At 57.0% G+C, this 21,605-nt stretch carries 20 protein-coding genes; 5 read left to right on the top strand and 15 right to left on the bottom strand.

Annotated elements, in window-relative coordinates:
- Nucleotides 1-41 precede the first annotated feature (41 nt).
- The 6 genes from N6L26_RS03040 to N6L26_RS03015 all read right to left on the bottom strand — a co-directional run bounded on the left by N6L26_RS03040 (nucleotide 42) and on the right by N6L26_RS03015 (nucleotide 8,425).
- Complete coding sequence (locus tag N6L26_RS03040) at nucleotides 42-1,418, bottom strand: NAD-dependent succinate-semialdehyde dehydrogenase (protein ID WP_263606586.1); 1,377 nt, start codon at nucleotides 1,416-1,418, stop codon at nucleotides 42-44.
- A gap of 356 nt (nucleotides 1,419-1,774) precedes the next feature.
- Nucleotides 1,775-3,478 (bottom strand): retron Ec67 family RNA-directed DNA polymerase/endonuclease, encoded by a 1,704-nt coding sequence (locus N6L26_RS03035; protein WP_263606585.1) that lies wholly within the window; start codon nucleotides 3,476-3,478, stop codon nucleotides 1,775-1,777.
- A 186-nt stretch (nucleotides 3,479-3,664) separates the two neighbouring features.
- Nucleotides 3,665-5,176 (bottom strand): KAP family NTPase, encoded by a 1,512-nt coding sequence (locus N6L26_RS03030; RefSeq protein WP_263606584.1) that lies wholly within the window; start codon nucleotides 5,174-5,176, stop codon nucleotides 3,665-3,667.
- A 102-nt stretch (nucleotides 5,177-5,278) separates the two neighbouring features.
- The gene (locus N6L26_RS03025; RefSeq protein WP_263606583.1) at nucleotides 5,279-6,226 is read right to left on the bottom strand and encodes a tyrosine-type recombinase/integrase; all 948 of its coding nucleotides are present in this window, start codon (nucleotides 6,224-6,226) and stop codon (nucleotides 5,279-5,281) included.
- 75 nt (nucleotides 6,227-6,301) lie between these two features.
- The gene (locus tag N6L26_RS03020; RefSeq protein ID WP_263606582.1) at nucleotides 6,302-6,604 is read right to left on the bottom strand and encodes a hypothetical protein; all 303 of its coding nucleotides are present in this window, start codon (nucleotides 6,602-6,604) and stop codon (nucleotides 6,302-6,304) included.
- A 1,155-nt stretch (nucleotides 6,605-7,759) separates the two neighbouring features.
- A complete protein-coding gene (locus N6L26_RS03015; protein WP_263606581.1) occupies nucleotides 7,760-8,425 on the bottom strand; it encodes a hypothetical protein in 666 nt (221 codons plus the stop codon).
- A gap of 359 nt (nucleotides 8,426-8,784) precedes the next feature.
- Between N6L26_RS03015 and N6L26_RS03010 the strand changes: the two genes are divergently transcribed.
- Nucleotides 8,785-9,312 (top strand): hypothetical protein, encoded by a 528-nt coding sequence (locus N6L26_RS03010; RefSeq protein WP_263606580.1) that lies wholly within the window; start codon nucleotides 8,785-8,787, stop codon nucleotides 9,310-9,312.
- Between the two features lie 5 nt (nucleotides 9,313-9,317).
- On the opposite strand, the gene N6L26_RS03005 is transcribed toward N6L26_RS03010, so the two are convergent.
- From N6L26_RS03005 to N6L26_RS02995, 3 genes are all read right to left on the bottom strand, one after another.
- A complete protein-coding gene (locus tag N6L26_RS03005) occupies nucleotides 9,318-9,518 on the bottom strand; it encodes a DUF6961 family protein (RefSeq protein ID WP_412071338.1) in 201 nt (66 codons plus the stop codon).
- Nucleotides 9,519-9,699: 181 nt separating this feature from the next.
- Nucleotides 9,700-10,419, bottom strand: coding sequence for an excalibur calcium-binding domain-containing protein (locus tag N6L26_RS03000; RefSeq protein WP_263606578.1), 720 nt, complete (start codon nucleotides 10,417-10,419; stop codon nucleotides 9,700-9,702).
- Between the two features lie 599 nt (nucleotides 10,420-11,018).
- The gene (locus N6L26_RS02995) at nucleotides 11,019-11,498 is read right to left on the bottom strand and encodes a hypothetical protein (RefSeq protein ID WP_263606577.1); all 480 of its coding nucleotides are present in this window, start codon (nucleotides 11,496-11,498) and stop codon (nucleotides 11,019-11,021) included.
- Between the two features lie 345 nt (nucleotides 11,499-11,843).
- Between N6L26_RS02995 and N6L26_RS02990 the strand changes: the two genes are divergently transcribed.
- Both N6L26_RS02990 and N6L26_RS02985 read left to right on the top strand, forming a co-directional pair.
- Nucleotides 11,844-12,407 (top strand): recombinase family protein, encoded by a 564-nt coding sequence (locus N6L26_RS02990; protein ID WP_263606576.1) that lies wholly within the window; start codon nucleotides 11,844-11,846, stop codon nucleotides 12,405-12,407.
- Nucleotides 12,408-12,603: 196 nt separating this feature from the next.
- Nucleotides 12,604-13,224, top strand: coding sequence for a DUF305 domain-containing protein (locus tag N6L26_RS02985; RefSeq protein WP_263606575.1), 621 nt, complete (start codon nucleotides 12,604-12,606; stop codon nucleotides 13,222-13,224).
- On the opposite strand, the gene N6L26_RS02980 is transcribed toward N6L26_RS02985, so the two are convergent.
- The 3 genes from N6L26_RS02980 to N6L26_RS02970 all read right to left on the bottom strand — a co-directional run bounded on the left by N6L26_RS02980 (nucleotide 13,225) and on the right by N6L26_RS02970 (nucleotide 14,799).
- The gene (locus tag N6L26_RS02980; protein WP_263606574.1) at nucleotides 13,225-13,986 is read right to left on the bottom strand and encodes a glutaredoxin; all 762 of its coding nucleotides are present in this window, start codon (nucleotides 13,984-13,986) and stop codon (nucleotides 13,225-13,227) included.
- A complete protein-coding gene (locus N6L26_RS02975) occupies nucleotides 13,986-14,462 on the bottom strand; it encodes a DUF411 domain-containing protein (RefSeq protein ID WP_263606573.1) in 477 nt (158 codons plus the stop codon). The genes N6L26_RS02980 and N6L26_RS02975 overlap by 1 nt, the downstream gene beginning before the upstream one ends.
- A gap of 64 nt (nucleotides 14,463-14,526) precedes the next feature.
- The gene (locus tag N6L26_RS02970) at nucleotides 14,527-14,799 is read right to left on the bottom strand and encodes a metal-sensitive transcriptional regulator (protein WP_263606572.1); all 273 of its coding nucleotides are present in this window, start codon (nucleotides 14,797-14,799) and stop codon (nucleotides 14,527-14,529) included.
- 77 nt (nucleotides 14,800-14,876) lie between these two features.
- Between N6L26_RS02970 and N6L26_RS02965 the strand changes: the two genes are divergently transcribed.
- Both N6L26_RS02965 and N6L26_RS02960 read left to right on the top strand, forming a co-directional pair.
- Nucleotides 14,877-16,580 (top strand): copper resistance system multicopper oxidase, encoded by a 1,704-nt coding sequence (locus N6L26_RS02965; RefSeq protein WP_263606571.1) that lies wholly within the window; start codon nucleotides 14,877-14,879, stop codon nucleotides 16,578-16,580.
- Nucleotides 16,577-17,659, top strand: coding sequence for a copper resistance protein B (locus N6L26_RS02960; protein ID WP_263606570.1), 1,083 nt, complete (start codon nucleotides 16,577-16,579; stop codon nucleotides 17,657-17,659). Before N6L26_RS02965 ends, N6L26_RS02960 begins: the two co-directional genes overlap by 4 nt.
- Before the next feature lie 301 nt (nucleotides 17,660-17,960).
- On the opposite strand, the gene N6L26_RS02955 is transcribed toward N6L26_RS02960, so the two are convergent.
- Genes N6L26_RS02955 through N6L26_RS02945 form a run of 3 tightly spaced genes read right to left on the bottom strand, consistent with a single transcriptional unit; the run spans nucleotide 17,961 to nucleotide 21,131 of the window.
- A complete protein-coding gene (locus tag N6L26_RS02955; protein WP_263606569.1) occupies nucleotides 17,961-18,599 on the bottom strand; it encodes a hypothetical protein in 639 nt (212 codons plus the stop codon).
- Nucleotides 18,574-19,755 carry a helix-turn-helix domain-containing protein gene (locus N6L26_RS02950; RefSeq protein WP_263606568.1) on the bottom strand — a complete coding sequence of 394 codons (1,182 nt, stop codon included), beginning with the start codon at nucleotides 19,753-19,755 and terminating at the stop codon, nucleotides 18,574-18,576. Before N6L26_RS02950 ends, N6L26_RS02955 begins: the two co-directional genes overlap by 26 nt.
- A complete protein-coding gene (locus tag N6L26_RS02945; protein ID WP_263606567.1) occupies nucleotides 19,746-21,131 on the bottom strand; it encodes a 7-cyano-7-deazaguanine synthase in 1,386 nt (461 codons plus the stop codon). The genes N6L26_RS02950 and N6L26_RS02945 overlap by 10 nt, the downstream gene beginning before the upstream one ends.
- Nucleotides 21,132-21,605: the final 474 nt, after the last annotated feature.

The raw sequence follows: 21,605 nt of genomic DNA, 5'->3' as shown, positions 1-21,605 counted from the left end.
TTCTCCGAATTTGGTGTTGATCGGTCGCTGTCGACGGGGGTTTAGGAAGGCAGGAAGATCGCCTTGGCATTGACGAATTCCTTCATGCCGAAGCCGCCATGTTCGCGGCCGTAACCCGAATTCTTGACGCCGCCGAAGGGCATGTTGGGGTCCGCCGCTCCGAACGAATTGATCCGTATCATCCCGGTGTCGAAATGATCGCGCGCCAGGCGGATCGCCTTGTCTTCATCCTTGGTGAAGATGCCGCCGCCGAGGCCATAACGGCTGTCGTTGGCGATCCGCATGGCATCCTCGTCATCCTTGGCGCGGATGATCGAAGCCACTGGGCCGAATAGTTCATCGTCGTAGGCAGGCATGCCGGGCTTGCAGTCGGCGAGAACGGTGGCGGGGTAGTAATAGCCCTCGCCGTCCTCCGGATCGCCGCCGCACAGCAGCGTGGCCCCCTTCTCGACGCTCTTGCTCACCTGTTCGACCAGCGTGTCGAACTGTTCCTGGCTCGATACCGGACCGAGCTCGGTGTCCTCGGCAGTCGGATCGCCCATCTTGGCGCGTTTCATCCGCGCGACGAAGGCTGCGACGAAATCGTCATAGACCGCTTCGGTCACCACGAAACGCTTGGCAGACACGCAGGTCTCGCCATTGTTGTAGAGACGCCCCCGCGCACAGGTTTCGACCGCGAGGTCGATGTCGGCGTCCTCGAGCACCAGATAGGCGTCGTTCGACCCCAGCTCGAGCACGGTCTTCTTGAGGTTCTTCGAAGCAAGCTCGCCGATATGGCTGCCCGCGCCATCGCTGCCGGTCATGGTCACCGCACGGATCAGTTTGTGTTCGATGACCTTGTCCGACAGATCGTGGCCAACGAGGATCACCTCGAACAAATCCTTGGGCAGGCCCGCTTCGAGGCACAGATCTCGCAGCAGCAGCCCACTGCCGGTGCAGATCGATGCATGTTTGAGGATCACCGCATTGCCCGCCATTAGATTGGCGGCGAGCACGCGCACCGGCTGATAGACGGGGAAATTCCACGGCTGCACGCTGTAGATCACCCCGATCGGCGAGAAGGTCACGATCCCGCGCTTCCCGCCGCTATGCTGGCGTTCCTGGTCGGCCAGTTCCTTCGGTCCGTTGTCTGCTGTGTATTCGAAAATGCGCGCGCAGATCTCGACCTCGGTCTTCCCGTCCTTTATCAGCTTGCCCATTTCCTGGGTCATCAGCTCGGCAAAACGGTCGGCATTGGCGCGCAGGACTTCAGCGATCTTGCGCAGATAGGGCGCGCGCTCGTCATGCGATTTGGTGCGCCAGTCGAGAAACGCGGCATGCGCCGCCTCGATCTTGGCGAACACCTCGTCCTCACCCATCGTGTCATAGGTCTCGAGCGGTTCGCCGGTGGCAGGGTTACGGGTCTGAATCTGGGTCATATTTCGCTTTCTCGCTATGGGGGGGGAGCACTCGTCGATCCACGTGGGACCGGCGCAGCTGCACGCCGCAAGGTTCAGCAAGACAACGGGAGCGACCACGCCCCGTTCCGTTCGCACCCGCAACAAGCGCGTTCACGCGTTCGAACGTGCGTCAGGCAGGACGGTTTGGCAGGAGAAGCCAACAGGCACTCGGCAGATGTCGATGGTGAGCGAACGAACTGCTCTAACGCCTCCGGCGCAGCGGCCGAAAGCTGATGCAGTATCGCACAGCGATGTCGGTTGAATTGGTAGCGGAGGAGGGACTTGAACCCCCGACACGCGGATTATGATTCCAACGGAAATGAGCGTAGACGCGTCTACGTGACGACTGCAACGATTGCATCGAGTAGGGGTTTGAAACCCTTGAAATCGATGCTCGCAATCTCCTTCTTCACAACGTAGTCGGCGAAATAACTTTTTCCGAACTCCGTCTTAGGATTGGGCTTAGTGAGGTAGTTGAGACTCTTGCCCTTAACCGGTTTGCCCAAGAAGGCAGGAGTGAAAAGAGATTCAATTGCCACCTCATCTGTTGCCTTCACTTTCGGAACCGGAACTAGGTAGAGACCCGGCATAATTTCGTAGGAGTCGCGTAGGCCATCACAAGGTTTGCCTGTAAACTTCGCTACTGTGCCAAAGAGCTTCTTCTTCCCCATCACTCCAGTGTCGTTATCGGTTAGGAGAATGGTGCTAGCCCCTGATCTCGGCGCCCTGATGTGTTTATTAAGCTTCTCATATTTGTAGACGAAGCTCTTTAAGTTATCTGCACCATCAAATATTCCAAGGGAACGCGCTCTTCTGCTGTAATGGTTGACGAACCTTACCTTGAAAACAAACTTGCCCCCTTCCTTTTGGATTAAGGCAGGATATTCCTTATGAAGGCTTTTCAAAGCGCTTTTCAGATAAACAACATCTGTGCGCCCCTCGCATATGATCGTGGGCAAATCGTTACCGATACAGAAGTCGTAGAATACTAGCCTCTGATAGGTTTTCAGGAAACCGCGTGGCTTTGTGTAATCGTCAAAACTTGGCTTGTGGGCCCCGAAGGTTTTGGCCTGGAACACATGATCGATTTGGCCGAAAATTGAATCGAGCTTAACCGGTTCTTTCGTTATCACTTCCTCACCGTCCGCGTTGACTTCGGTGATTTTTCGATACGCTACGCCATCAGTGATGACCTGGTTGCACATAGCACGGACATTTTTGTAATATTCTCGACTAACATTTGGCTTGGCATTTACATTTAAGCCTGTGACTGTTTGCCTTGAGTAAAAGTATTGCATGCGAGTCTTCTGAGCATTCACTCGAAAGCCGCAGCTCTCAATGGCTTTTTTCAGGTCTCGTCCGATCCGCCAATCGTTCTCATCGCAAATGCGACTTTTCGCTATCTGCTTCGGAAAGGTTTTTTTATTAGTCGAGAACGTGATGTCATCCGCATAGCGCGTGTAAGTGCAGCCATATTTTTCGGCCAGTTTAACAAGCCGCATATCGAGAATGTGACCTATAAGGTTCGAGATCACCGGGGATGTTGGTGCACCCTGAGGAAGTCGCGCTTTGTGACACGTAAGCTGAGCCAGCGCGAGCGCGACAGGCTGCTTCAATTGAAAGTTGGCATTCTTGACGAAAAAGCCCTCGACCCTTCCAAAATTAATGCTTGGGAAGAAGTCCTCCAGATCTAGATTGAAAACATAACGCTTGCCGGAATGCGCGTCGGCGTTCGTGAAAATTGACTTACCGCGTCGAAAGCCATGCGATACGCTGTTTTCGATACCACGCTCTAGATTAATCTCGTCTATGCAGTCGTAGAGCAGCTCAGCCAGTCTCACCTGAATTGCTTTGAGTTTTGGGATTGGCGCAGATATTTTTCGATGCCCGCCCGATTTCTTCGGGATCTCAAAATCCGTGTATTTGTTGGCGTCATCGAATTTATGTATGAAATAGCCGAGCGACTGGGGCTTATAGCCGATCGCACGCGCAAGGTCTGAAAGCGTATTGCACGCTTTTAACTTTTGAAGCTGAGACAATTCGCTCTCTTAAAAGGCGGGCTTGCAAGCACTCTCTGGAACCAACCGGATTACCGTAAAAATTGCAAAAAGTTACTCACAGGCAATTCCCCGTGACGTTGTTTTCACGCGCCGCGAAAGCACAGGCGCAAAATCTGACTGCAAGCCCTTCCGTTCGTCATTCATTATTCGGTTTTCGCTGTCAAGCTAGCCTTCTGGCTCATGAGCCACCTGCGGGCTTTCAAATCTAGTAACCGCCTGCAGCAATCTTGGAAAACCTGAGGGAGTCCAAACTAACGCGCCATTGCCGATCACCTGACAATCCCGCGAACCCAACCTTTGCGCATAGGAAAGGTGACCTTGTTCACTGATTTCCTGATAGTATTGCCAGCCCTTCCCAAGTTCATTTTTTATCTCTTCGGCAAATCCAGGTAGCGTGAACGTGGTTGAATCTTGATTTTGCCTAGACCAGTTGGGTATGTATCGCCAGTCTGATGTCTTTATAGGCTCTGGCAATTCTCCGCTCGCAGCACCCTTAATTTGTCCAATAGCTAGTGGGATTAGGTAAGGTATTGAAAGCGTATGCCCTTGGCAGAGCGCAACACACGTTTGAAGCATGTCAACCAATACGAAGGTATCACGAGCACCTAAATCATATACTCGCATGTATTCACTGAGAACTTCTGCAAAACTCACGTCGAGTGGGGCCTCTCCCAGAATAGTTATTTCTGGGTATTCAAATTTAATGGTGGTTATACCATAAAGATCCAAAAGGTTTTTCACTAACGGATCGAGTGACGGTTCTGCCAGTGTATACTTTCTGTCGATGAACCTACGTAGATATGATTGACCGTCGAACTTAGCTCCGTATGCCGCGCTAACTGAATGTGATAGCTGAGTAGCGTGCATAGCCATGACAAAAACTAAGCCTGGAACGTCAAACAAATGTTTGATTTCCTCCAGCAACTTGATCGCATAGGTTGGCCTGCACCGATCAAGCTCGTCTATCACAATGACGATCGGCGCTTCTTTGCCAGTCTGAGAAAATGCCCCGACAACGCCCTCCAAACTCAATTTCATCGCCGCAATAGCTTCCTTGCCTTCGCGAAACTCCTCCACCCGCCGCTCCATCAGCGAATGGCCCGTTATTTCTGCGAGAGCATCTTGAGTCTCCTCAGCAATCTCATCCGAAGCTTTCGCAATGGCTTTCTTGATTTCGTCCTGTTTGTCCGGATCCGCATCATCGAAGACATCGCTCATTGCATCCACAGCCTGATGCCCTACGAAGAACCCAAGCCCTCTGCGAAAGAGGCCAACACCGCCAATTTTCGCCACCTTTCCGGCTTTCGACATGAAATCACTCAGACGGCGTCTGACTTCGGGCTCCGCCATGAAGGGTTCGAGCGCTTCTTGAAGTGTAGCAGCTAGTGCGGTTAATGGTTCATCGGCCAAGTCATCGGCCCAAGCATCAACGAATGCTACCGGATGTTTGACTCCCAAATGCTTTGAGAGACGTCGAAGAAAGAAAGTTTTTCCGAAACCATACGGTGCATCCACGGTAATCGTGTATGCGCGCTTGTCTTCGCGTAGAGAGGGTCGTTTTCCAAGGCTTTCAATGTAAGCTACTAGGTCGGTTGCTTCGCGCTTTCGATCGAAAACGTCACCTTCCCAAATTTGGTCTAAAATGGCGTTGTCTTGGTTTGAAATCTGAGCGGACATTATTCGTGTCTAGCGACCTTTTTCGTCATGCCAAGATCAATGGACATAAATCGAGCGCATTAAGCCAGGATCGCCGAAAGTTCGCGCTCGGTCAAAGCCTTCTCATGCAGCCAGCAACCCCCGCTCCATCTCACCCATAAGATCCACATCCTTCGCCGGATCATGAAACAGGTGGCCGTAGACGTCATAGGTCATCGTGATCGAAGAATGCCCCAGCATGGTCTGGATCTTTTTCGGAGGCCAACCTTGCTCAATGAACAGCGATGCTGCCGCATGACGCATAGCGTGCAGTGAAAACCTCGGAGCGCCCTCCCCATCCACGATGCCGCTCTTGAGCATCAGCGGTTTGAAAATGCGATTGTATATGTTCGAGTGAGTCTCGACATTGCCGACGCCATTCGGGAACACCAGTTCGAGATCACCATTTGGGCACGCGACCTTCCAAGCCTTTAGCACGTTCGCGAGCCCTGGCCCCATCGGGATATCACGCCGGCCCGACTTGCTCTTAGTGTTACCCATGTCGCAATAGCGATCGGCGCGCTTCCTGATGGTAATGATGCTCCGATTGAAGTCAATCGCGTCCCAGGTCAGCCCTCGCAGCTCTGACATACGCATGCCAGTTAGGAGCGCCGTCATGATGAGCGGCTGGTGCTTGGGCGGTGCGTTTGCAATCAGCGCCTTGATCTCGTCCTTGGTCGGAAAGACGCGATCTGGGTCATGTCTCTCGGTGCGGCGCAGCTTTACGTCGCGTGCGACGTTGTGCTGAACCAAGCCGCGCTCCTGCGCTGCGCTGATGATCGACCGAAGCGTGGTCAGGCACTTCTTCGCCATTGCGCGCGTGCTGTCGCGAAGCATTGCGTCGAGAAAATCACGAACGTCTACGGCCGAGAGCTGATTGAGCAGCAGATAACCAATCTTCGGCTCAATGTGGTTCTTCACATGGCCACGATAGGAATGGAGCGTAGCGCGTTCGAGCTGTTCGAGTTCGCACCGAGCGATCCAGAGTTTGGCTGCATCGCTGATGGAGACTTGGTCTACGGGGGTAGTCATTGAGCATATCCTAGAGCATTGGTTTATCCCGCTATTCTAGGAGACGTGGAGTGAGCTGTCGGGCTCTTTTCCAGCCTACTCGCTGGGTTTTTGTGCCTTCATTTTCTTGATGTCGTCACCCACCTCCCGAAGCACACGGTTCACGTCCTTCAGGTGCGCCATGACAAAGCGTTTCCGATCGTCATGGTCCGCTCGCCCCCAATGATAGGATAGTGTCGCGGCTGGCGACCTCGGCCCAGTCTTGCGATACCCAGCCTTCTGTGTGGCCTTGTAGACCGTAATCTTGCCAGACTTAACTTGGGCGAGAAGATCGCCGTGACCGTCTTTCTGCAAGCGGCCAATCCAGTAGGAGTTATCGCGTTTGGTGGTGTCTGTCATGACACTGCAATAGACGCGTCTACGTAGATGCGTCAATATCCCAATCACTGGCACTTTCGTGATCGAATTTATGCAGCATCCGAGTGGCTCCTCCGGCCACTTTTCAGTCCGAGCCAAGGCGGCTCCATGGTATACTGATGGCAAGCCAGTTCCGGCCCGCGACAGTCGGTTAGCGACCGCGCGTTGCCATACGCACAAGGGATCTCGCCGCTTGCCCTGCGGCATATCGGTAGCCGGGAAGAAGACCGGAGCCGAGCGAGTGCGCGCGATGGGAAAATCAGCCGTTACGACCGGCTGGTGAAAGCCCCGCTCCCCCCGGAGTGAAAGCTTGCCAAAAGATGGGGCTGATGCCCCTACCTCGTGAGAATTGCAGGAAAGTTCAGCGGGGTGAACCCAGCAGGTGCTGGGTGACCGAACGGGCCGAGAGGCCGGGGTTTCGGAGCAGATAGGTTGGTAATGCGTTCCGCCAGCCTGATCGTCGCACGATCGATGCTCTCTACCACTTCCCATGGGATAACCAGGAATAACCTCTCCGCTGCCATGCTGATCTCTTTGCATGGTGGCGGGGGGATTAATGTCTTCCTTGGGATGGTGATTTGGAATCAAATTCACATTCAAAACAATCTGGATCGATGCTGCGAAGCAGCGTCGTTCCGCTGCCGGGCGAAGCCCGGTAGCTGCTTAGACATGAACACCATGGAACCCACGAAGACCATGACCGCCCCTTCAACCATCAAGTCCCCTACCCCATGAACCCATGAAGCATGCTTACTCCGGTCCAATGGTAGCTGGCATTATGGACTCCATGGTCGCATGGTATGGGTGGTCATGGCATGAATGGGGATCATGAACCCCATCGGTTGTGGGTCCGCGTTTCTTTACCAACGAGGTTTTGATTTTTCTGCCCTACACTTGGGAATCGGTAAGTTCCTGTTTTCGGGACAGAACCACCCTTCGGAGAGAATGGACCTCCCTTTAGTCCCTAAACAATCCGAGCTTCCATTCCAACGGAGGGAACCATGATTGCGGTCAACTCCGTTGGGAATGGAAGTCCTATGAACGGCTGGTCTCACTGACCAGGATGGCGCCGAAATCCCGGTGGGTTTTTAGTCAGCGCCATCCATTGGCTGCGATCTTTCAACTTAGTCTTTGCGTTTATACCGCATGAGACATGAGTGTCTTCGGCATGCCCCATGTCGTCGCAATCTCTTGAGCAACCTCGATTGCTTCAAGAGTTCGTTCTGCCAAAAGCAGCAGCGCCTTGTCCGGCCTAGGCGGAGAAAACACGCCCTTCTCGATACCATCAAGTGCATCCCGAAGCAGCACCCCTCCATGGAAGAGAAAACGATCGCCGCCATCCCGACAATCAAGCCAAGCGTGCTCCCCGATCCAAGCTTGGAAGTCCTCATAATTTTCGGATCCGTAAACAAAGCGAAATGCGATTTCCAAAGCATCGACGATCTGATCGGACAGTGGGTATTCATGCATTTCAATCACTCCTTCTTTGGGACGTTGATCCCGCTGGACCGGCTGTCCGGCGAGTGAGATGCGATCTACGCACATTTTCCCCCAGGTCTCTGGGCGAATTTTGTTTCCAATATCGTCCGCGCCGCTAGTCGCACTCAAATGGCGATCGACCAGGCGAAGCAAACCGCGCGCTGGAAGCGTAACAAGGCCGATGAGCGTGCTCGTATGGCGGACTATCGAAAGATCTTGTCCGAGGACTTCACAACCCGCGTGCTGGGCGAGCGCGACAGGCGGGCAGCAGTGCGTGAGTTTGCCGATTATGTAATGCGGCCGGGATACCATTTCTTCGAGCAAGGGACGTTCGAGCGCGCCATTCAGTTTGCCGCTGACGTTTGGGCGGCAGACACATGGCTGACCGCAGAATGGGGGCCGAAAGGCGCGATGCCTCGGCGAGTAGCTGACTGGCTCGACGCCCACGCCACCCCGCATGGATACACTGACAAATCTCTTCCAAAAATGGTCCGGCGGGCACGAATTAGGGTTGCGCTACTTGAACAGCCGCTAGCACTGAACTCAAACAGACCTCTTTGGGAGCCATTTAATCCAACCGCACAGGGTGACGATCCTGTCGCGCCACCGCATTGCCCACCCGACACCCACTCGGGGCGCTCGTAGACCTTGGTGCAATAACTACCACAAGAAGGTCTACAGACATGAAGTTTCACCTCTACGAAGTCGTCATCCAGCGTCAGGACGGCGAGGTCCGCGGTCACATCATCGCCCCCTCCAAGGACAGGGCATGGATGGCCGCTGTCGAGCACGAGGAAGCACTGGGACTCGAACACGAGGATCTGACGCTCACCCGCGTGGATGAGACTCTCATCGGCGATCACCGGCGTGGTCTCGATGTCCTGCTGGAGAGCGCTTCGGTGGGCTTTGCGAGCTTCTGTGAGATCGGTTGGGTAGCACACACCGCCCCGGTCCAGCGGCTGAAGCTCTTCCGGCTCGCCGCCGATGGAGGTGACGACCTGTTCGCGATCGCGCCCAACATCGACATCGCCGCCTCGGTGTTCACGACCGCCTTGCGCGTCCCGATGGGGGAGACGCGAACCTTGCGCATCGCGGACGGTATGAGTGACTTGCCTGACGACGAAGTTCGCAACCTGCCGCACCTGCTTGAATGCGGACCGATCGGCCTCGTGAAGTTCGACAAGGACGTCGGCGGCTGGTCGCACCGCTAATCTGATCAGTTTGGCTCGGCGGTTAGCGCATCCCTAAGCTCGACATACCGCCGGGCCACCTGCATCCAGAGGTCCTTGCCACCAGTCTCGCCGCGATGCTCGAATTGCAGCACCTTCTCCGCAATAAACTCCTCGGCGTCTTCACCGTGCTCGCGATCGACCCAGAGCGCCATGGCCCAGATCTCCTGCTCACGGGTAATCCTCACAAGAACGCCCAAACAAGTGCAAAGACAACGATGACTGCATGGGCGACCAAGAGGGTCACGAATTCAATCGTAGAGACCTTCCCGGGGCGCCTGTCGGTCATAGCGGCAGCATGCCCTCTCACCAGTTCACACAAAAGGACATGAACCCACCTTGGGTTCAAAACCAGCACGTCGATCAGGTCTACCGTCTCCCTCGATAGGGCTCGCATGCAATTCCATCACTATCACCATCCATTTCTGGCCGGTAACCTGGTTGCCCCCGATAAATAGGCGCTGCGCCGGCTGCTCGTGCTTCAGCGCAGTTGCGATAGTATACATTTGCAGCACCGCCGCGCTCTCCTCGGCTTACTTCCTGCCGCGCAGCCTCTCGACGCCTCGCTTCTTCGAGCATAGCACGCTTTTCGCGAATGCTTTCGGCATCGCGGGCACGAAATTCAGACGGCTGCTCGAACTCCGCGCTCCATATGCCCAGGCCGCGCTGCCGCGCCAGATCTTCCCACTCCACATAGTCGGTGGTAAATTCAGGCAGAGCCACAGCTAGACCCATGCGCACCATCTCCTGCGCAAGATCGCGACCGTTCGCGGTGCACACAGCAACGACGCGGCCATACTGGTCTATGTCCTTCTGGTCGCAGCTGACCGGCTTTTCTTCGAGCATACCGCGCAAGACAGCCGCTGCCTCCTGCCCGCATTCCCAAATCTGGTTACGGCGATTGCAAGTCTGGCGCGCCTCCAAGGCATCAACCCCGAATAGGCGAAACCGCACACCGCCGATCTCGAGAGAGTCGCCATCGACAGCAACAGCTTGGCCGACGTGAACTTGCGCCACTGCAGGTGCGCTGCAGACCAGCGCAGCGGCAAGACACAGGGAATGCAGCTTCGGTGTGTCCATATACATCATCGCCCTTTCCTACTCGGAACAAAAAGTGAACTAAGCCCACGATCTGATTCGGAGGTTGCCGTGCTAATTATCGACCCACTCATCATATCGGCGTTCGCTGCCCTCATCACAGCGTTTTCAGCCCTCATATGGTCCGTGCGCCGCAAGCCATGAGTTCAAAGCGCCTCGACAGCATCGCCGACTATTCACGCCATGGCTATGCACTTCGCGTGGATTGTCGGCGCTGTCGCAGGGTCGCGGTGATGGATCCGCTGCAAATCGTTCTGCAATGCCAACAGCGCGGCTGGTCGAAGCAGATGACGGCGCTTGAGGGTCGACTGCGTTGCTCGCGGTGCGGAAGCAGGGACACGCGGCTGGGACCCGCGTTTAGTCAATGATGCGCGATCATCATGGAGGTTTGTGCCATCCTGGGATGGCGTGAGAACCACGGTGTTGCGCTTTAGGGGCTTAGCCTACTTGGTAGGCAGGAACGGCGGGTTACCCGGTAGGAGAATGCGACCCTGATACCGAGGGCTTTGGCCCTGATGGTGACCTGTCGTTCTTCAGAAAATGGGCCGCCTCGATTGTTTCGAAGCGGCCCAGTCTTGCGAAATTTTCGCTTAGCGCAAATTTGATGCAGCGTAGTCTGCTACATGCCGCGCAGCTTTGTCGATACCTGTCTTATTGGATCCGCCAAACAATCCGCCACCGACAGAACCCTCGCCACGCACAGTAGCAAGAACTTCACCCGTAGGGCTGACGAAATCGACTTCTAGAACGACTTTCGAACCGCCGCCGATACCGCCGGTGAGATAGCGACCAAGACGGCTACCTTCATTAAAACCGACGTAACGCCATTTGATGGTCAGCCCTTCGCCCATAGCGAAGATCGGCGACTCCCCTCTGAAGAGTTCCTCTTCGAGTTTCTCTTGAGTGTAGGCACGATTGTCATTGTCGATTGGAACGCCGCCATTGTCGAATTCGACATTCGCGGTCGTGAATTTCTCCTGACCTGCATACGGCTGTTCGACGACCAGCACACTGCTAGCGCACGCCGACAACGAAAGCGCCGCAAACGCGGCGAACAGAAATTTCTTCATATAGGCAACCCCCTGTTAAATCCCGCCAATCGGGAAGCGCCGTAGAAAGCGCAATAAATCTCCGAAATCAATCGATGATTATGGTTGGTTCGGACTTTTCGACGCTTGAGCCCTTGGACTTGAAGGCACAGCTAGGCGCTCAAGAATAAACAAAAGGTAGATGTTGTCCTGTAGCCGACGCTAAAGCGAATTTTTCGCGATAGTTAAGCATTGCCTACCGCTAAGAGTATACCCATCCGAGACGTCTCACCGCGTCCACGTAATGTCTCATACGAGTTAGATCCCGATTGTGAGACGCTATGCTGCGCTGACTCTAGACCCTAATGAGACAGCGAGAACCACCACATGAGCATTGTCGGATACGCGCGCGTCAGCAGCAGCTCCCAGAACCTCGACCTCCAGCTTGAGCAACTCGCCGACGCGGGGTGTGAAAAGGTCTTCTCGGAGAAGGTCACAGGAACGACGCGCAACGACCGCCAAGCGCTCGCCGCGTGTCTCGATTGGGTGCGCGAGGGTGATACGCTGGTGGTCACGCGCCTGGACCGCCTCGCTCGATCTGGTCGCGATCTTCACGACATCATTGCCCAGCTGTCAGCCAAGCAGGTGGGTTTTCGGTGCGTGCAGCAGGGAGCGGTCGATACTACTACCAGTATGGGGAAGCTGATCCTCGGCATCCTCGGTGCGGTCGCCGAGTTTGAAACCGACATCCGCAAGGAACGTCAGCGCGAAGGTATCCAGCGCGCCAAGGCTGCTGGTATCTACAAGGGGCGGAAACGCACCGTGGACGCCGAGCAGGTGCGTTCTCTGCACGATCAGGGGTTCGGGGCGACCAACATAGCAACGAAGCTGGGGATCGCACGAGCGAGCGTGTATCGCGCGCTGAAAGACGAACCTGTCACCGCGACATAGTCGCGGATCGCCGAATTCAAGAAGTCCTAGACCGTGCCGGTGTGCTCGACCCTGATGCTGCCTATGAGGCTGGATTTGGGCGGTCCTGCCATCCACCGGCTCCCACTGGCTCTTTTGTCCCAGCGTGTCGGCTTGCGTCGCACAAAATTGGAACCGGATACCCCTGGGGGGTGTAAGTCTCCATGAGGAGACACCAATGGCAGACGCGAACACGCCCTCGACCGAACAGGCTCACCAGAGCAAATGGCCAACCTTCGCGGCGATGATCGCGACATCGATCGTCACGATGTTCGTGCTCAAATACTCAAATGTCTACGAGCCCGGGCATATCTGGTTCAGCCAGACCCGCATGTGGATGGCCATGATGATGGGCATGGCGATGATCGTCATCATGCTCGGCTTCATGTGGGGCATGTATCGCACGTTGCTGACGAAGGTGCTGGTGATGGTCGGCGCGGTGCTGGGCTTCGCGTTGTTCCTGTTTCTCGCCCGCAGCCAGGCAACGGTGGACGACCAAGCCTACATGAAGGCGATGATCCCGCACCACTCGATTGCGGTGCTGACCAGTCGGCGCGCGCAGATCTCGGACCCGCGCGTTCGCGAACTGGCCGATGCGATCATCAAGGCTCAGGTGAAGGAAATCGCGCAGATGGAGCTGTTGCTCGAAGACATCGAAGCGAACGGGGAGATGGGCGACGAAACGCCCCTGCCGCCACGCACCGCGGTTCTAACTCCAAAGCTGCAAGCCGAAGCGGAGGCCGCTATCGGCCGCGAAATGACGCCGGAGATGCGCGAGGAGCTCGACTCCTCGCGCTGATCACATCGCGATCCAACCGAGCGACTTGGCACCCATCCACAGGCCCATGCCGATCATGAACAGGTTCTCGGTCAGCGACACGAAGCCCAGCGGCACGTTGCTGTCGCCGCCGACGCAGGCGCACTTGAGGTCGCGCTTGTCGATGTAGACGGCCTTGAAAACGCTGACCGCGCCGACCGTGCCGATGAACAGCGACACCGGGACCGAGATAATCGGTAAGGCATGGGCGGCCATCAGAACCCCGGCGAGCCCCTCGCCGAACGGATAAACGAAGCCGTAGGGCACCCAGCGTCGCGCGAGCAGGTCGTAGTTCAGGAACATTGTCGAGAAACTGCGCACGTCCTGCAATTTCTGGATCGCCAGCAAGGCCATCGACAGGCTGACGAACCACTCGATCGCCTGGACCGTGAAGATGGTGTCGAACACATACCAGCTGATCGCCAGACCGAGCAGGAACGCCACGCCGAAGATCGCGATGACCGGCTGGTAGCTCGTCTCACCTTCCTTGGGCTGGCTGCGCGATTTCCCGAAATGCTCGCGAAGGTCATCGTAGCCACCGATCCGCCTGCCATTGATGAAGGTCTGGGGCGTGGTTTCGACGCCGTGCTTCTGCTTGAAAGCATCGGTCTCTTCGCGCGAGGTCAGGTGATGATCCTCGACCTCAAACCCTTCGCGCTTCAGCAAGTCGACGGTCTTGAGACCGTAGGGACACAGATGGTCAGGCATGACCATCCGGTAGACGGTGGCTTTGCTGGTGCTCATCAGTGGCTCGCGGGGTAGCTGGCCCAGACGCTGCGGCCATCGAGACCGAAGGCGACGACCTGGAACGCCTGGTGATGGTTGCCGTGCTCCATTCCCGGCGAGCCCATCGGCATCCCGGCGACTGCGAGACCCTTCACGCCTGTCGGACGTTCGGCGAGCAGCCGCTCGACATCGGCGACGGGCACATGGCCTTCGATCACGTAGCCTTCGACGATCGCTGTGTGGCACGATTGCAGATCGCCCGGCACTCCGTTCTCGGCCTTCACCGACGCCATGTCGGGATGCTCGACCGATTGCACTTCGTGCTCGTTGGTCGCCTTAACATGCTCTGCCCATGCGAGGCAGCAACCGCAATGCGCATCGCGATACATGGTGAAGCTGGCAGCTTGCGCGGCGCAGGCCGCCAGCGCTGTGCTCAAAAAGAGCGAGCCGGCCAGGCTGCGGCGAGCAATGGCGGAACGAAGTAGCAAAAGCATTGCAATCTCCTAAATGGAATAAAGTTCTGATCTTGAGAGGTCAGCAGCACGAGCGATGCGCGTTCTATCGTTTGGCCTTCTCGAACAGCGTCACCAGCTCCTCGAACTTCTCGCGCTGTTCGGCCTCGTCGCCGCTTGCGATGGCTTCGGCCACGCAGCAGGCTGCGTGATCCTTCAGGACCTGCGTCTCGACCTTGCCAAGCGCTGACCGGATCGCCTGGATTTGGTGCAGGATGTCGATGCAGTAGCGATCGTTCTCGATCATCTGCGCCACACCGCGCACCTGACCCTCTATCCGGTTGAGCCGATTGATCTTTGCGGTCTTCGCGTTTGCCATGTTCCAAAGCCCGATTGAAATACCCTGTAGGGGTATATATAGCTTGGCGCAGAAGTTCAATCGGAAGCTTGCCCCCTATGATCTCGGTTTCTCGTCGAAATTTGATCCGTAGCACCGCCGCGCTCGCTGCATTCAGTGCTCTGCCAATGCCGGCATGGGCGCGCGGACAATCGGCTCCTCATGCGAAGAACGGCTTTGGTGAAGTGTCGGGCGAGGACATCGAGCTCGCCATAGGCAACCACCACTTCACCACCGGCGGGCGCTCGGGTCATGCAGTGGCAGTCAACGGCACTGTGCCCGGCCCGCTGCTGCGGCTGCACGAGGGGCAGAACGTGCGGCTGCACGTCACCAACAATCTCAACGAAGACAGCTCGATCCACTGGCACGGCCTTTTGCTACCGTTCCAGTTCGACGGTGTGCCTGGCGTCAGTTTTCCCGGGATCAAGCCGGGCGAGACATTCACCTACGAGTTCCCGGTGCGGCAGAACGGCACCTACTGGTGGCACTCACACTCCGGCTTGCAGGAGCAGGCGGGTCACTACGGACCGATCATCATCGAGAGCGCAGAACCGGACCCGCGCTACAATCGCGATTACGTGGTTCTGCTGTCCGAGTTCACCCCGATGCACCCGCACGAGATTATGCGCAAATTGAAGGTCGGCGAGCACTATTTTCAGCGCCAGATGCAGACCGCGACCGAGGGCGATATGTCGGGCGAAATGCGACGCATGTGGGGCGAGATGCGGATGAACCCGCGCGACATCTCCGACGTAACCGGCAGCACCTACACCTTCCTCATCAACGGCCACGGCCCGCAGGATGACCTGCAACTGGCGTTCAACCCCGGCGAGCGCGTGCGCCTGCGAGTCATCAACGGGTCGGCGATGACCTTCTTTAACATGCGCATCCCGGGCGTGCCGATGACCGTGATCCAAGCCGACGGGCAGGACGTTGACGAAGTGCAGGTTGACGAATTTCAGATCGGCGTCGCGGAAACCTACGATGTGGTCGTAACCCCACCTGATGGCAGCCATGCGATCGTCGCCGAGGCGATGGATCGCAGCGGTATGGGAATCGCCAGCCTGACGAGCCACAAGGGCCACCGCGCCACCCCGCCGCCCCTGCGCGAGATCCCGACCCTGACCATGGTCAATATGGGCATGATGGACCACTCTGCGCATGGGAGCGGCATGGAAGGCATGAGCGGCACGGACCTCTCGATGCGCGACAAGTCGCTCGTGCCGCACGACGTCGAAGTTGGGCCGGGCGTCGATATGATCGCGCCGATGCCGATGGACCGGATGGATTTCCCTGGCCTCGGCCTCGACGAGGTGGGCCACCGCGTCCTGCGCTACACCGACCTCAAGGCCAAGCGAATGAAGCCGCACCGGATGGCCGAGCGCGAGATGGAGATCCACCTCACCGGCAATATGGAACGGTATATGTGGTCGTTCGACGGCAAGAAGTTCACTGCCGTCACTGACGACCCGGTCCGGTTCGGTTTCGATGAGCGCGTGCGCGTCAAGTTGGTCAATCAGACCATGATGGCACACCCGATCCACATGCACGGCCATTTCTTCGAGCTGGTCAATGGCGCGGACCACATGCACCAGCCGCTGAAGCACACGGTGATCGTTCAACCGGGCGGCACCGCGACCTTCGACCTGACCGCGAACGAGCCGGGCGACTGGGCCTTTCACTGCCACCTGCTCTATCACATGCATGCTGGCATGATGCAGGTGGTGACCGTGCGACCCTTCCCTGCGGGAGACAGCGCATGATCCGCGTCGCACTGCTTGCCGGATCGATGCTCGCCGCTGCTCCGCTCGCCGCGCAGGATCACTCGGCGCAGGAGGACAAGCCTGCCACGCAGCCGGAGACGGATCATTGCGCCTCGGGCCACATGCCTCCCGAGCAGTGTCCGACAAAGGAAGAACCGCGAACCGCGCCCGAACCAGAAATGGACCATTGCGCCATGGGTCCCCTCCCGCCGGAAAAGTGCTCTCCCACGGGAGGACCCGAGACAGTCCCGGAGATGGACGACGGCATGGTGGACAGGGATCATGGCTCGCACGGCGGAATGACCGACAAGTCCGTGCCAGGTGCAGCGCCGGAGGAAGCCGTTCCGGCGCGTGCATTCGACGGGCCGATCCACGCAGCCGATGCCATTTGGGGCAAGGAAGCGATGGAGCCGTCGCGCGAACAGCTCGCCCGCGAGAACGGTGGCATGATCACCGGCATGATCCTGATCGAAAGGCTGGAAGCGCGCATCGCGACCGATGGTGGCGAGGATGGCTACCTGTGGGACGCGCAAAGCTGGTATGGCGGCGACATCAATCGCTTCGTCCTCAAGACCGAGGGCGAGAGCGAATTTGGCGGCGGGCTGGAAGACGCCGAGATCCAGGCGCTCTACAGCCGCGCTATCGGGCCGTTCTTCGATTTGCAGGCCGGGGTGCGGTTCGATCCCGAACCCGACAGCCGAACATATCTCGTCGTCGGGTTCCAGGGCCTCGCGCCGTATATGTTCCACGTCGATGGCGCGCTGTTCCTGTCGGACCGGGGCGATCTAACCGCGCGGGCCGAGGCCGAATACGATCAGAAGATCACCCAGCGCCTGATCCTCCAGCCGCGCATTGAAACCGAGTTCGCGGCGCAGGACATTCCCGAGCGCGAGATTGGCGCAGGCATCACCAAAGTCGAGCCAGGTATACGACTGCGCTACGAGATCGTGCCGGAATTCGCACCCTACGTAGGTATCGAATACGAAGCCAAGCTCGGCGAAACCGCCGACATTGCGCGCAATGGGGGCAAGGATCCTGATGGCCTGAAAACTGTGATCGGGCTGCGAGCGTGGTTCTAGGGCAGTTTACAGCGCAATCATAAGTTATTGAAACGAAAGGGCCTGGATATGGCGGGGTTTACAGCGAAAACCGCTGATTTCTGACAGTGTCGTCAGCTTGGGACGCTAACGATCCCGCTCCATCCGTTCGGTTGCGGTAAAACGAAGTGCTGCTTAAGTTTGGGCCAGTGGGCATGGCTGCATCGGACGATGAGCGCGGATGGTTTCAAGTCTGACTAGCCAAAAAGACGTCGCCTCGGACCACACAGCGTTTGAGGCGTTGTCAGAAAAAACCAGTGTATCGAATTAACTGCGGCACGTTTCAGGCTCTGTATGCTTTCGCGCCTTTTTTCATCATGTCGCCGCGTATACGTGCCGGCAAGCTCAAACAAAGCTGTGCCCTTTCAGATCCAAGGCATGCGCAAACTTGAACGAGTAGGTGTTCAGGGACACGCATTCGGGCCTGCGTAAGCGCGGCAAAGAGTCCTGTCGCAAACGTCGCTTCATCCAGTGTCGAGCGCACATTGGTGCGAAATAGGACATCCGTAGTGGTCGCTACGATGAGATCGGGATATTGTGCGGCGGCGATGCTGATGGCCTTGCGCTCGTCAATCAATGCAGTCGCGCCAAAGTGGAGTGCAAGCGCCAGGGTTGCAGCCTCACCGTCATCCAGCGTTTGACGGGCGGGTCCTGCAACAAGGTTCAGATACGTATCTTCTGCCTCTTCCGGTAGATCAATCACTGCGGCATGACCTTCGGCGATCAACGGGGTGACGCCAGCATATGCTGAGTGGCCCTTCTCTTGGCCACGCTTGAGCTCATTCAACGCAATGCGCGGGATCATAGTAGGGGTCGGCAGAGCGCGAAGCACATCCGTTGCAAGACCACTGGCGACGAGATTAATCCAAACACTGGCATCGGCGACCAGTGGCGGCTTAAGCCGAAAAGGAACGAGATCCATCCGTCTCAACTCCTTCCGCTTCAAACTCGTCAATAAGTCTCCTCGCATCGACGCGGTCCATGTGTAGCAGGCGAGCGATCTGGCCTTCGCTGAGCAGGCCCTGACGCCATGCTTCGCTTGCCATGACGCTCATGCGCATCGAAATTTGGCGCTTGGCATCGACCTTCGCCTCGTCTGGCTTGACTAGATCACCGAGCACCTCCCGCACCTGCATATCGGTGATCCCTCCGTGCTGCAAAAACCACTCCCAAGTGCCGGGCTTTGCGAGTTCCAGCTCCTCGAGACGGCGGACCATGGCCTCGCGAGAAACACCAAATATATGAGAGAGGAGAATGATGTGGCGACGGGTCAGTCTCGAAGCCCCGGCAGTCAGTTCCCGAAATTTGGTATGCACCGCTCTCGCCGGAGTGAGGAAGCAGCGCGCAAAGGTGTTTGCGTAGCGCTCTTCGCGAGTCGATTCTGGCGTGCCCTCGTGCAAAGTGTCCGGTGACCGGCGAGTTGAAACGAAATGACCTAATTCGTGTGCGCTGGTTTGGGTGCGACGATCACGCGGGTGGTTGGCATTGAGCAGGATGCAAGCGCCTGCACGCTCATCAAAAGCATAAAGTCCCGAAATCTTAGGGTCGAGTTTACGGATATACACACGAGCGCCGAGCTGGAGTTCCAATACACTCATGATGTCATGGGCCGGCGACAGACCAAGTCCGAGCCACTGGCGCAGTTCGGCAGCGTCCTGTTCCGCCTGGATCCCCACATTACCCGGTAAAAGAGGGCGCTCCGGCGGATCAAGCCGAGTGCGTTTGATACCCAGTAAATCCTCTAGTTCGACCTCCGCTTGAACGAGGTCGTTAAGCAGCGCAATTGCGCCTTGGAGCTTTTCGCTCTCTTCTCCAAGATGACGAAAACGCGGCCTCAGATCGACACGAGTGCCGTCTTGACGGAGCAACTCATTGAGTGACAGGCCGTAGAGAGCTGCAAGCTTCTGCAACTCGTTCACGCGAGGCCGACGTTGCCCCTTTTCCATGGCAACGAGCGTGGTGCGCGCGACATCGAGATTAGCGGCCGCAGCAGCTTGAGTGATTTTGGCATTCTCACGAGCCTGCCGCAGCAGATCGCCGACGCTCTGAGGCGTTAAGCCACCGGGTATCAGTGCCATGGTGACACCAAAGCTACTCGAGCCACAAACGAACGGTCACCTAGGGTTGATAGGAAATCGAGCCACTCCGCACGGTGTCGTTCAAGTAAGTCGGTTAATGCGCTTTCGCCTTCCGTCATCTCAATACCGAGCGCAACAGCGGTTTCACGCGCGACGCGGCGGACAACCCTCTCATGTTGGATAGACCCACTAAGCGCCGCAAGGTGATCTAGATGCAATATTCCAGCGAATCCATACTCGCGAAAAGCCTGGGAAATATCGGAGAAACCTGACACCACGCCTTCCTCGAGTTCGGTCGCGCTCAGGTCTTCCATGATATATTGCGACGCTGGGTCATCGATTCCAGCGCGGTGCATACTCAAACGTCGCAACATGCAGGCCGCGCAAATACCGCACTGGCGGCGCTTCCCCGCAAAGCTGACACGGCGAGAATCCTGCCAGCACGATCGCGTATCATGCCAAGATGGTGGATTGGCGAGCGAATTAGCGACGGCGAGAGTTTCACCTTTGGTGCTCCATATGCGCGGATACTCATAACTTACACCATTATCGGTGAGGGCGAGAAACAAGCGTTCGATACGCCGGGTAAAAGCAGGATGGACGCGATAATCCGGGTAGGTTTGGCCAGATGGCACTAGGATTGGTCCAAGCGCCCCCTGCCCACTTTCAGTGACGACTATGCGGTCAACTGAAGCAAGCTGGGCAGCGATCCCGGTTATGACGGCGAACTTGAAACCGCGTGAACGTGCAGATGACTCTACACGTTGACGCTTACCAAGCTTCACTTTGAACGGGACAGTCCTGAAGCGCTGCTTATTTGGCGGAACTTTGGCGCTATCCACGCCCCTAGAGCCGAGCCGGACGCGAACTTGGCCGCCGTTCTCGAGGTCGTCAACAATTGCAGCAACCGCTCTGGAATCGAGTCCATCACTGTAGGGCGTTATGACCTTGTCCGGGGTGTCTAACTCAAACCGGCGGGGACTAATTTTTTCGACTGGATCCCGCCGTTTAATGAAGCTGAAGCTCCATCGATCTCCAGTGAGAAAGGCGAGAGCCTCCTCGAGCGCATCGCGCATCAACGGCGCGCACCATTTCTCGGTATCATGCACCGCAACGCGCAAATCGAATGAGCGCGCCCACCCCCACGCAGGACGCCGAACACTAAGATCGCAATATTCGACAGCGGCGGCAATCACGAGCAAATCGATCAACTCGGGGCGCCAATTCGCGAAGAAGAAATCATTCAACCCTTCGATTGACAAGGAAATGGCGTCGCCAAGCGCCGCCAATCGCGCGCCCTCTCGAGGGTTTTCTCCCGGCTCGACTGCATCTACGAGTTGTGGGGATGCATCAGCGACGTGATAAAGCTTTGGCATCAAAACTGCGCTCCGTCATCAAGGCCGGAATAGACAACGCTTTCGGTTCGCGGGGGCGCTTCGGGAGCACGCAGTAGGATCCGAGCAACCCCGGACAAATCGACGCTATTATATGCTTCATCGAGACGGGCGCGAGTATCCCGCGCTCGGCGATCGGACGCTTCGCGATGCATGTGCTCCTCGATCTGACGACAACCAGAGAGCAGGCGATCCGACACACTCGCTTCCGCCGCCTGTCGAAGTGCAGCTTGACCGCTCAGGCCGTCGTGCAGTGCGTCGATCACATTCTTCACGAGCCCATGCTCCATAGGCGAGGAACACTTACGATGAAGTGCGTCCAAGCCGCCAACAACCGAGTCATGGAATAGGGCAGGCTCCTCTGGGCCGATAACTAGCGCGGTCACATGACGCACGAGACCTTCCGATAGCTCAGCACGACAGTCTCGTTCTGCCGCCTGCTGAAGGGCCTCAGAA

Origin of the sequence: Qipengyuania sp. SS22 (assembly GCF_025736935.1) — a bacterium.
GTDB lineage: Bacteria > Pseudomonadota > Alphaproteobacteria > Sphingomonadales > Sphingomonadaceae > Qipengyuania.
The sequence above is the reverse complement of the archived record's forward strand: the minus strand, read 5'-3'. Positions and strand labels throughout refer to the sequence as shown.